The 11,257-nt window shown below is 73.0% G+C and carries 10 protein-coding genes; 8 read left to right on the forward strand and 2 right to left on the reverse strand.

Going from position 1 to position 11,257, the window contains the following annotated elements:
• The 5 genes from H0488_RS17550 to proB form a co-directional block, all read left to right on the forward strand.
• A partial coding sequence (locus H0488_RS17550; RefSeq protein ID WP_183100541.1) for an Rne/Rng family ribonuclease occupies positions 1-2,394 on the forward strand: 2,394 nt, incomplete at its 5' end.
• Positions 2,395-2,583: 189 nt separating this feature from the next.
• The gene (gene rplU, locus H0488_RS17555; RefSeq protein WP_183100542.1) at positions 2,584-2,886 is read left to right on the forward strand and encodes a 50S ribosomal protein L21; all 303 of its coding nucleotides are present in this window, start codon (positions 2,584-2,586) and stop codon (positions 2,884-2,886) included.
• A 44-nt stretch (positions 2,887-2,930) separates the two neighbouring features.
• Positions 2,931-3,191: a 50S ribosomal protein L27 gene (gene rpmA, locus H0488_RS17560; RefSeq protein ID WP_183100543.1), complete on the forward strand. Its 261-nt coding sequence runs from the start codon at positions 2,931-2,933 to the stop codon at positions 3,189-3,191.
• A gap of 118 nt (positions 3,192-3,309) precedes the next feature.
• A complete protein-coding gene (gene obgE, locus H0488_RS17565; protein WP_183100544.1) occupies positions 3,310-4,860 on the forward strand; it encodes a GTPase ObgE in 1,551 nt (516 codons plus the stop codon).
• Complete coding sequence (gene proB, locus H0488_RS17570) at positions 4,853-5,968, forward strand: glutamate 5-kinase (RefSeq protein ID WP_183100545.1); 1,116 nt, start codon at positions 4,853-4,855, stop codon at positions 5,966-5,968. The genes obgE and proB overlap by 8 nt, the downstream gene beginning before the upstream one ends.
• A 266-nt stretch (positions 5,969-6,234) precedes the next feature.
• On the opposite strand, the gene H0488_RS17575 is transcribed toward proB, so the two are convergent.
• Together H0488_RS17575 and H0488_RS17580 are read right to left on the reverse strand one after the other, a co-directional pair.
• A complete protein-coding gene (locus H0488_RS17575; RefSeq protein ID WP_183100546.1) occupies positions 6,235-7,359 on the reverse strand; it encodes an FAD-dependent monooxygenase in 1,125 nt (374 codons plus the stop codon).
• A gap of 26 nt (positions 7,360-7,385) precedes the next feature.
• Positions 7,386-8,141, reverse strand: coding sequence for a calcium-binding protein (locus H0488_RS17580; RefSeq protein WP_183100547.1), 756 nt, complete (start codon positions 8,139-8,141; stop codon positions 7,386-7,388).
• Between the two features lie 112 nt (positions 8,142-8,253).
• Here H0488_RS17580 and H0488_RS17585 point away from each other — a divergent pair, with 112 nt between their 5' ends.
• The 3 genes from H0488_RS17585 to mnmA all read left to right on the forward strand — a co-directional run bounded on the left by H0488_RS17585 (position 8,254) and on the right by mnmA (position 11,239).
• Positions 8,254-8,832, forward strand: a complete 579-nt coding sequence (locus tag H0488_RS17585) for a DUF6801 domain-containing protein (RefSeq protein WP_183100548.1) — start codon at positions 8,254-8,256, stop codon at positions 8,830-8,832.
• A 66-nt stretch (positions 8,833-8,898) separates the two neighbouring features.
• On the forward strand, positions 8,899-10,089 hold the full coding sequence (locus H0488_RS17590; protein WP_183100549.1) for a cysteine desulfurase family protein: 1,191 nt from the start codon (positions 8,899-8,901) through the stop codon (positions 10,087-10,089).
• 25 nt (positions 10,090-10,114) lie between these two features.
• The gene (mnmA, locus tag H0488_RS17595; protein WP_183100550.1) at positions 10,115-11,239 is read left to right on the forward strand and encodes a tRNA 2-thiouridine(34) synthase MnmA; all 1,125 of its coding nucleotides are present in this window, start codon (positions 10,115-10,117) and stop codon (positions 11,237-11,239) included.
• Positions 11,240-11,257 lie beyond the last annotated feature (18 nt).

Here is an 11,257-nt window from a genome sequence, read left to right on the forward strand (position 1 = left end):
GGTCGCCGCCGGCGCAAGCCGTCCGGCGCGGGCGCGGGTGGCAGTGCGGGCGACGACGATGACGACACTCCCGACGACGAGTCGGACGGCGCCGAGGCCCAGGCCGACGGCGACGCCGACAGCGACGACAAGGGCGGCGACAAGGGCGACAAGGGCGACAAGGGCGACAACAGGGGCGGCGGCCGGTCCCAGGGCGGCCGGCAGGGCGGCCGGCAGGGCGGCGGCAAGGCCCAGGGCGCCAAGGCGAAGGCCGACAACCAGGGCAAGAGCGACGCGGACGAGTCCGACGAGGACGACACCGACGCGGACGGTGGCGAGCAGGGCGAGGGCGGCTCCTCGTCGTCGCGCCGGCGCCGGCGCCGGCGCCGCGAGGGCGAGGGTGGCGCCGACGGGGGCGACGACCCGAACACCGTGACCAGGGTGCGCAAGCCGCGCTCGGCCGAGGACGAGATCACCTCGATCTCCGGGTCCACCCGCCTCGAGGCCAAGAAGCAGCGCCGCCGTGACGGCCGCGAGGCCGGACGACGCCGCGCACCGATCGTGAGCGAGGCCGAGTTCCTCGCCCGTCGCGAGTCCGTCGAGCGGGTGATGGTGGTCCGTCAGCGCAAGGACCTCACCCAGATCGCCGTGATCGAGGACAAGGTCCTGGTCGAGCACTACGTCGCCCGCGAGTCGCAGACGTCGCTGATCGGCAACGTCTACCTCGGCCGGGTGCAGAACGTCCTCCCGTCGATGGAGGCCGCCTTCATCGACATCGGCAAGGGCCGCAACGCGGTGCTCTACGCCGGTGAGGTCAACTGGTCGGCGCTCGGCCACAAGGAGGGCACGCCGCGAAAGATCGAGTCGGTGCTGACCTCCGGGCAGGCCGTTCTGGTCCAGGTGACCAAGGACCCGATCGGCCACAAGGGCGCCCGGCTCACCAGCCAGGTCAGCCTTGCCGGCCGCTTCCTCGTCTACGTGCCGGACGGCACCACCTCCGGCATCTCCCGCAAGCTGCCCGACACCGAGCGTGGGCGCCTCAAGGCGCTGCTGAAGGAGATCGTCCCCGAGACCGCCGGCGTGATCGTCCGGACGGCCGCCGAGGGCGCCTCGGAGGAGGAGCTCACCAGCGACGTCGAGCGGCTCAAGGCGCGCTGGGAGGACATCGAGTCCAAGGTCGCCAAGGGCAACGCACCGCAGCTGTTGTACGGCGAGCCGGACCTCACGCTCAAGGTGGTCCGCGACCTCTTCACCGAGGACTTCGCGAAGCTGGTCGTCCAGGGCGACGACGCCTGGGACACCGTCCGCGAGTACGTCGAGCAGGTCGCCCCCGACCTCACCGAGCGGCTCGAGCACTACCAGACGTCGGTCGAGGGCCAGCCTGACAAGCCCGACGCCTTCGCGACGTACCGGATCGACGAGCAGATCGCCAAGGGGCTCGATCGCAAGGTCTGGCTGCCCTCGGGCGGCTCACTGGTGATCGATCGCACCGAGGCGATGACCGTCATCGACGTGAACACCGGCAAGTTCACCGGTTCCGGCGGCAACCTCGAGGAGACGGTCACCAAGAACAACCTGGAGGCCGCCGAGGAGATCGTGCGGCAGCTCCGGCTGCGTGACATCGGCGGCATCATCGTCGTCGACTTCATCGACATGGTGCTGGAGTCCAACCGCGACCTGGTCCTGCGGCGGCTCGTCGAGTGTCTCGGACGCGACCGCACCCGCCACCAGGTGGCGGAGGTGACCTCCCTCGGCCTGGTCCAGATGACCCGCAAGCGGATCGGCACCGGGCTGCTCGAGGCGTTCAGCGAGACCTGCGACCACTGCCAGGGTCGCGGCATCGTGGTCAACGACCTTCCCGTCGAGCCGCGTCGCGGTGGCGGCGACGAAGGCGCACCTCGTGGCGCCCGTCGGCGCCGGGGCAAGGGCAACGGCCAGGCCGACGAGCCGGCAGCCAAGGCGGTGCCGTCACCGAAGATCGTGGCTGCGATGGCCAAGCCCCCGGCTCCCGAGGCGGACGAGGCGTCGACCGGGACCGAGGCCGACGAGCCTTCTGTCGAGGACGCCGCAGCCGTGACTCCCGCCGAGGAGACTCCCGCCGCGGAGACTCCCGTCGAGGAGACTCGTGCCCAGGAGCCTCGTGCCGAGGAGCCTCCTGCCGAGGAGCCTCCTGCCGCGGAGAGCCCTGCCGAGGAGCCCCGCGCCGAGGAGCCCCCTGTCGAGGAGCCGGCCGTCGAGGTCGTCGCGGCTCCGGTGACCACGGTCGTGACCCGCACCCGTCGCAGCGCGGCGAGCCGACCGGCGGGTCCGCCGGCCAGTTCGCCCGCGCCCCTGGCCGACCCGGCCCCGGAACCGGCTCCCGAGCCCCACGTCGAGCACGTGCCGATCAAGAAGAAGGGCACGCGCAAGCGCTGAGGACGGAGTGGTCCGGCTCGCTCGTCGTTTTGCCGTGACCGGCCCCGATCCGTACTATTGACCGTCGGTGCGCTCCGGCGTTCCGCTCTGCTGCACCCACTCACGAGCATCACGCTCATTTGCCCTCGCGGGTCGAGATCGTGGTGTGCTGCAGCCCCAGACTCAGATGTTCAGACTAAGGAGACCGCGGTGTACGCGATCGTGCGCGCAGGCGCCAAGCAGCAGAAGGTCGTTGTCGGCGACGTCATCGAGATCGACAAGGTCTCCACGCCCGTCGGCGACACCCTGACGCTGCCCGTGGTCATGACGGTCGACGGCGAGACCGTCACCACCACCGGTCTCGACAAGGCCGGCGTGACCGTCGAGGTCCTCGGCGCGACCAAGGGCCCGAAGATCATCATCCAGAAGTACAAGAACAAGACCGGTTACAAGAAGCGCCAGGGTCACCGCCAGAAGTACACCCAGGTCAAGGTCACCGACATCAAGCTCTGAGTCTCTGCACCACCGGGCAGGCTCGACACCAAAGGACTGAACAGATGGCACACAAGAAGGGCGCTGCGTCCACCAAGAACGGGCGCGACTCCAACGCTCAGCGGCTCGGCGTGAAGCGCTTCGGCGGCCAGGTCGTCAACGCCGGCGAGATCATCGTCCGCCAGCGGGGCACGCACTTCCACCCCGGCGCCAACGTCGGTCGTGGCGGCGACGACACCCTGTTCGCTCTCGAGGCGGGCGCGGTCGAGTTCGGCACGCGCCGCGGCCGCAAGGTCGTCAACATCGTGGTGCCGGCGGCCGAGTGACGCTCGGCTCGTGCTGAACGCGCGAGCGCGTCGCTTCGCGGCCGCGCTGCCGCGCAAGACTTCGGAGGGCGTCCCGGATGGGGCGCCCTTCGCCATTTGCTACTGAAAGACTGAGGCCATGGCCGTTCCCACATTCGTCGACCGGGTGACCCTGTACGTCGCCGGCGGTCGCGGGGGCAACGGCGTCGCGTCCGTGCACCGCGAGAAGTTCAAGCCGCTCGGCGGCCCGGACGGAGGCAACGGCGGACCCGGTGGCTCCGTGATCCTCCGGGTCGACCCGGACGTCACCACCCTCCTCGACTTCCACCACAGCCCCAAGCGGGCGGGCGAGCACGGTGGCCACGGCGCCGGTGGTCGACGCAACGGCACCCACGGCTCCGACCTGGTGCTGGCGGTGCCCGACGGCACCGTCGTCCGCCACCCGGACGGCGAGGTGATCGCCGACCTGGTCGGCGCCGGCACCGAGATGGTGATCGCGCAGGGCGGGCGCGGTGGCCTCGGCAACGCCGCGCTGGCCTCGGCCACCCGCAAGGCCCCGGGCTTCGCGCTGCTCGGCGAGCCCGGCGAGGAGCTCGAGGTGGTGCTCGAGCTCAAGGTCGTCGCCGACATCGGCCTCGTGGGGTTCCCGAGCGCCGGCAAGTCCAGCCTGATCGCCGCGATCTCCCGGGCGCGGCCCAAGATCGCCGACTACCCGTTCACGACGCTGATCCCCAACCTGGGTGTCGTCAGTGCCGGCGAGACCACGTTCACGGTCGCCGACGTCCCCGGCCTGATCGAGGGCGCGGCCGAGGGGCGCGGGCTCGGCCATGACTTCCTCCGCCACATCGAGCGGTGCGCCGCGCTGGTGCACGTGCTCGACACGGCCACCCTCGAGCCGGGCCGCAACCCGGTCGACGACCTCGACGTGATCGAGGCCGAGCTGGCCCGCTACGGCGGTCTCGAGGACCGGCCGCGGTTGGTCGCCCTCAACAAGGTCGACGTCCCGGACGGTCGCGAGATCTCCGTGATGGTGGTCGACGAGCTGCGCCAGCGCGGGCTGCGCGTCTTCGAGATCTCCGCGGCCTCCGGCGAGGGCACCCGCGAGCTGATCTACGCGATGGCCGAGATCGTCCTCGCCGCCCGGGAAGCGAAGGCCGCCGAGGTCGTCGAGCGGATCGTGCTGCGCCCGAAGGGCGTCGACGGCGACGAGTTCACCGTCCGCAAGACCGGCGCGGGCTGGCGGGTGCGGGGTGTGAAGCCCGAGCGCTGGGTACGCCAGACCGACTTCAGCAACGACGAGGCCGTCGGCTTCCTCGCCGACCGCCTCAACCGGATCGGCCTGGAGACCAAGCTGCTCGAGCTCGGCGCCGAGGAGGGTGACGCCGTACTCATCGGCCACCCCGACAACGCGGTCGTGTTCGACTTCAAGCCCGGCATCGACGCCGGCGCCGAGAACCTCTCGCGACGAGGCCAGGACGAGCGGTTCCAGGAGGAACGGCCAGCCCACCAGCGCCGCCGCGACATCCAGGAGGCCATGCCGGAGCGGGCCGAGACCGAGACCCGCGCCGACGTCGCCCGCCGCCTCGACCGCCCCGAGGAGTACGGCCCGCTCGCCTACGAGATCGGCTCCGACGACGACCCCGACATCAGTGACGAGGAGGCCTGGCAGGAGGAGGACCCCGGTGAGTGACCGGTCCGTCGTGACCGGTGCCCGCCGGGTCGTGGTCAAGGTCGGCTCGTCCTCCCTGACCACCGCCGAGGGCGGCATCGATCCGCAGCGAGTCAGTGCGCTCGTCGACGTGCTCGCCGCCGTGAAGGCCGCGGGCGCCGAGGTCGTCCTCGTGTCCTCCGGCGCCATCGCCGCAGGCCTCGCCCCGCTCGGCCTCAAGCGACGACCGCGCGGCCTCGCCGCGCAGCAGGCGGCGGCGTCGGTCGGCCAGGGGCTGCTCGTGCACCGCTACACCGAGGAGCTGGCGCGCCACGGCATCACCGCCGGGCAGGTGCTGATGACCCTCGACGACGTCACCCGGCGCTCGCACTACCGCAACGCGCACCAGACCTTCACCAAGCTGCTCGAGCTCGGCGTGATCCCGATCGTCAACGAGAACGACACGGTGGCCACCACCGAGATCCGGTTCGGCGACAACGACCGGCTGGCCGCGCTGGTCGCCCACCTGGTCCACGCCGACCTGCTGGTCCTGCTCTCCGACGTCGACGGCCTGTATGACGGCCCGCCGCACCGCGCCGGAACCAGCCTCATCCCCGAGGTGCGGTCCGACGCCGACCTCGACGGGGTCGCGATCGGCGCACCCGGTGCCGCCGGCGTCGGCACCGGGGGGATGGCGACGAAGCTCGAAGCGGCGCGGATCGCGACCGGCTCCGGGATCACCGTCGTCCTCACCTCGGCCGAGCACGCCGCCGCCGCGCTCGCCGGTGAGCCCGTCGGCACGCTCTTCCACGCCAGCGGCCGCCGTCGCCCGATCCGGCTGCTGTGGCTGCGGCACGCGACCGAGGCCAAGGGCGCGGTCGCGCTCGACGCCGGCGCAGTGCGAGCGGTCGTCGAACGGCAGGCCTCGCTGCTGGCCGCCGGCATCACCTCGGTCTCCGGTGGGTTCGTCGCCGGCGACCCGATCGACCTGCTCGCCCCGGACGGCACCGTCGTCGGCCGCGGCCTGGTCAACTTCGACGCCACCGAGCTCCCCGACCTGCTCGGCCGCTCGACCAAGGAGCTGAAACGCGAGCTCGGCGCGGCGTACGAGCGCGAGGTCGTCCACCGCGACGACCTCGTGCTGCTTTGAATTGCGCGAGCGTGTCGCAGACGGCGCTTGCCGCCCGGGGCCTCGCAGGCTCGGCCCCGCGGGCTGCGCGCCGTGCGGCTTCGCCGCCGTGCGACACGCTGCCGCGCCGCGGTTGACGTGGGTGCCGGGTTGCGGCTGGTTGGCGGCTACCAGGGAAGGGGCTGCGCGCCGTGCGGCTTCGCCGCCTGCGACACGCTGCCGCGCGGCTTTGAACTGCGCTGCCGCGCCGCGGTTGACGTGGGTGCCGGGTTGCGGCTGGTCGGCGGCTACCAGGGGAAGGCGCTGGTGCCGCCGATTCGCGCCAGGCTGCGCAGCATCAGCGCCTCCGGAACCAGGCTGGCCACACGGTGGAGGCCGGCGGGCGCTTCGACCACCCGTCCGGCGGTGCGGGACAGACCCACCACGCGTCGGGCGGGTCCGCGGCGCAGGGACTCGAAGGCGGTGAACGCGGCGGCGGGGGAGTCCGTCTGCCGCAGGAGGCGGGCGAGGACCGCGGCGTCGATCAGCGCCTGGCAGCCGCCTTGGCCGAGGTGCGGGCGCATCGCGTGGGCGGCGTCGCCGATGACGACCACCCGGCCGTCGGTCCAGCGGCGGGGGACCGCCCGGTCCATCACGTCGTTGCGGCTGACCGCGGACGGGTCGGTCGCCGCCAGGACCTGCTGCACCGGGTCCGGCCAGCCGGAGAACGCCGTCCGCAGGTGGGCGACCTCGTCGTGCACGGAGCCGCCGGCCGGCTCGCGGACGGTCGCGAACCAGTAGCTCGCGGTGTCGCTGAGCGGCACCACGCCGAACTCCTGGCGTCCACCCCACACCTGCACGGGCTCGAGCCCGCCGACGTCGGCGATGCCGCGCCAGGCGGGGTAGCCGGCGTACCGCTCGGGCAGGCCGGGGTGCAGCGCTCGGGCGATCTCGGAGCGATAGCCGTCGGCGCCCACCAGCGCTGCGGCCGCGACCGGGTCTCCGTCGGTGAGCGCCCGGACCCCGTCGCGGTCGTGGGCATAGCCGCGCACCGCCGTCGCGAGCACCACGCTGTCGGCCTTGATCCGGGCGTGCAGGATCTCGATCAGGTCGCCCCGGCGCAGCGCGACCAGCGGGCCGCCGAGCGCCGTGGCCGACTGCTCGAGGTCGAGGGAGCGCAGCAGCGTGCCGCGGCGGGCTCGGATCGAGCCGGCGCCGAGGGGGCGCCCCGCCCGCCGTACGTCGTCGCCGACGCCGATCTCGTCGAGCGCGACCATCGCGTTCGGCCAGAGCGTGATCGCGCCGCCGGTGCTGCCGAGCTCCGGCCGCTCCTCCAGCAGGAGGTACGGCGTCGCCGTCTCGGTGCGCTGCAGTCCCGCGGCCAGTGCGAGCCCGGCGATCCCGGCGCCGGCGATGACGAACGGACGCTCCACGGGTCCCCCTTGCGCGGCGCTACGGGTCAGACGGTCCGCTCGCAGCGGCGGGGCTCGTCGAGGTCGCCGTCGTCGTCGGTGGTGTCGACCCCGTCGCCGCAGAGCAACGTGTCCTCGCCCGGTCCGCCCAGCAGGAGGTCGTTGCCGATGCCGCCCTCGAGCACGTCGTCGCCGACCCCGCCGGCGAGCTGGTCGTCGCCCTCGCTTCCGACCAGGAGGTCGTGGCCGGCGCCGCCGGCGGCGACGTCGTCGCCGTCGCCGGTGCGGATCCAGTCGGCGCCCGGGCCGCCGTGCACCCGGTCGATCCCGGTCGCGCCGTTGACGAAGTCGCGCCCGGCGCCGCCGAGGACGACGTCGTCACCGGCGCTGGCGAGCACCGAGAGCTTGAACTCCGCGCCGAGCTCCGACCCGTCGACGCGGTCGTCGCCGAGCCGGGGCTTGATCTCGAGCAGCAGCGGCGCGGCCGGGCTCGTGGTGTCCGGGATCCGGCAGGTCGCGGCGATCCCGCGGTCGACGGCGACCTCGCGGCAGCCGCGCGGGAGCGGAAGGAACCGCCGGAGCGCCCGGTCGTGGAACCGCACCCGGTCGCCGACGCGGGTCACCTTCAGCTTGCTGTCGTGCAGGGTGGCGAGGTAGCTGTAGCCACCCTCGACCCGGGTGATCTCCGCCCATCGCGGGTCGGGGGGCTCTGCCTGGGCAGCTCGAGGCGCGGCGACGGCGGGACCCGATGCGGGAACGGCCAGTGCGACCGCACCCACGATCGCGAGGGCGGTGCGGGACATCCGAGGAATCACAGCAGGCTCCGGAGGGAGAGGGGGCACGTGCCACCGACGGTACGCCGGATCGTGGTCGGGTGCGGCCCGATGTCGGCTGTCAGGACGTACTGTTCCCCGCATGTCTCGACGCCGTGCGACCAGGTTCGCCGTCCTCACCGTCCTGCTCTCCTTCGCCACCTCGCTGTTCTCGGTCGCGCCGGCCGGTGCGACCGAGGTGGACAGGAGGATCGGCTACCGCTGCTCGTCGTCCTTCGGCAGCGGCTCGAGCGACGTGCGGATCAAGGTGACCATCCCCGACCAGGCCCGCGCGGGCGTGAAGGTGTCGGCGCGCACCGTGAGCTTCTCCATCCAGGTACCCGCGGACATGGTCGAGATGATGCGCACCTACGGCGTCGACTCGGTGTCGGCCGAGGGCCGGGCCTCCTACCTGGTCGGGGACCTCAGGCGACCGATCAAGAACCTGCAGATCCCCGACACCGACGTGCCGGCCAGCGGGGGCATGACCCTGCGCGGCACCGGTCTCGCCGCCGCGTTCACCCCCGAGGAGACCGGCACCTTCGTCGTGAGGGTCACCAGGAGGATCGCCGCGACGGCCACCGCTCACGGTGGGATCGGAGACGGGAGGTCGGTCGACCTGTCGTGCGCCGTGCGTCGGGGCGAGTCCCGCCGGCTCGCGACCCTGCAGGTCGTTCGCTGACCGAGCGTCCCGTCAGCGCCTCTGGTTCGGCGGCGGAATGCCGCGCGCCGTACTCTTGGAGACGCCATGAACGACGCCCCGACGGTCTACCTCGACCACGCTGCGACCACGCCGATGGTCCCCGCGGCCGTCGCAGCGATGACCGCGCACCTCGCCGACGTCGGCAACGCGAGCTCGCTGCACGCATCCGGGCGGCGTGCGCGGCGGGTCGTGGAGGAGTCGCGCGAGACGATTGCGCAGGCGCTCGGCTGTCGTCCGGGCGAGGTGGTCTTCAGCTCCGGCGGCACGGAGGCCGACAACCTGGCGGTCAAGGGCCTCTACTGGTCGCGCCGGGCCGCTGACCCGGCGCGGCGGCGGATCCTCTCCAGCTCGGTCGAGCACCACGCGGTGCTCGACCCGCTGCACTGGCTGGCCGAGCACGAGGACGCCGACCTCGAGCTGCTGCCGGTCGACCGCCATGGGCGGCTCGACGTTGCCGCGCTCGCCGCCAGCATCGAGCGCGACCCGGCGAGCGTCGCGCTGGTGAGCGTGATGTGGGCCAACAACGAGGTCGGCACCGTCCAGCCGATCGCCGAGGTCGTGGCGCTCGCGGCCGAGCACGGGATCCCCGTCCACAGCGACGCCGTGCAGGCGCTCGGTTCGCTGCCGGTCGACTTCGCGGCGGCCGGCATCGACGCGATGACCATCTCCGGCCACAAGGTGGGTGGTCCGCTCGGGGTGGGCGCGCTCGTCGTACGCCGTGAGATCGAGCTCACCGCCCTGGTCCACGGCGGCGGACAGGAGCGCGACGTCCGCAGCGGCACCCTCGACGTCCCGGCGGTGGCCGGGTTCGCAGCGGCGGTGGAGCTCGCGGTGAAGGAGCAGGCCGACCACGCGGTGCGGGTGGCGGCGCTGCGCGACCGCCTGGTCGACGCCGTACGCCGTGCCGTGCCTGATGTCGTGCTCAACGGCCCCGAGCCCGGCCGCGGCGCGCTCGACCGGCTCCCCGGCAACGCCCACTTCAGCTTCCCCGGGTGCGAGGGGGACTCGCTGCTGATGCTGCTGGACGCCCGCGGGATCGAGTGCTCGACCGGCTCCGCCTGCTCCGCCGGCGTGCCGCAGCCCTCGCACGTGCTGCTCGCGATGGGCCGTGACGCCGAGGAGGCTCGCAGCTCGCTGCGCTTCTCCCTCGGCCACACCAGCACCGAGGCCGACGTCGACGCGCTGGCGGCGGCGATCGTGCCGTGCGTCGAGCGCGCTCGCGCGGCGCGTGCATGAGGCCGACCGTGCGCGCGGACCGGCCATGAAGATCGTCGCCGCCATGTCCGGCGGCGTCGACTCCGCCGTCGCCGCGGCCCGGGCCGTCGACGCCGGGCACGACGTCACCGGGATCCACCTTGCGCTGTCGCGCAATCCGCAGTCCTACCGCTCGGGCGCGCGCGGCTGCTGCACGATCGAGGACAGCAACGACGCGCGTCGCGCCGCCGACGTGATCGGCATCCCGTTCTACATCTGGGACCTCTCCGACCGCTTCCACGAGGACGTGGTCGTCGACTTCATGGACACCTACGCCGCCGGGCAGACGCCGAACCCGTGCCTGCGCTGCAACGAGAAGATCAAGTTCGCCGCGGTGCTCGACCGGGCGCTGGCGCTGGGTTTCGACGCGGTCGCCACGGGTCACTACGCACGGCTGGAGCCGACGGCCGACGGGGGAGTCGAGCTGCACCGCGCCGTCGACCACGGCAAGGACCAGTCCTACGTCCTCGGCGTGCTCGACGACCGGCAGCTGCGGCACTCGCTCTTCCCGCTCGGCGACACCCCGAAGCACGAGGTGCGCCGCGAGGCCGCCGAGCGCGGCCTGCTGGTCGCCGACAAGCCCGACAGCCACGACATCTGCTTCGTCGCCAACGGCGACAACGCCGGGTGGCTCCGCGAGAAGCTCCAGGACCGGCACAGCGACGGAGCGCCCTTCCTGTCCCCGGGGCGGATCGTCGACGAGGCCGGCGAGGTCCTCGGCACCCACGAGGGCACCTACGGCTTCACCATCGGTCAGCGCAAGGGGCTGCGGATCGGCCGGCCGGCCGCCGACGGCCGACCCCGCTTCGTGCTCGACATCGAGCCGGTCTCCGGGACCGTGACCGTCGGCCCGCGGGAGCGGCTGGCAGTGGAGCGGATCCATGCCGACCGGCCGCGCTGGTGCGGCGCTCCGCTCGCCCCCGGCTCGACGACCGAGGTCACGGTGCAGCTCCGCGCCCACGGCGACGAGCACCGCGCCGTCGTACGCCTCGACCGCTCGGGCGCCGAGGTGGAGATCGAGCTGCTCGACCCGGCGTTCGGCATCGCTCCCGGGCAGGCGGCCGTCATCTACCAGGGCAGCCGGGTGATCGGCTCGGCGACGATCGCCGCCACTGAGCGGGTCCCCGCGTGACCTCCCGATGACCCTGGC

The organism is Nocardioides pelophilus (assembly GCF_014180685.1).
Lineage (GTDB): Bacteria > Actinomycetota > Actinomycetes > Propionibacteriales > Nocardioidaceae > Nocardioides > Nocardioides pelophilus.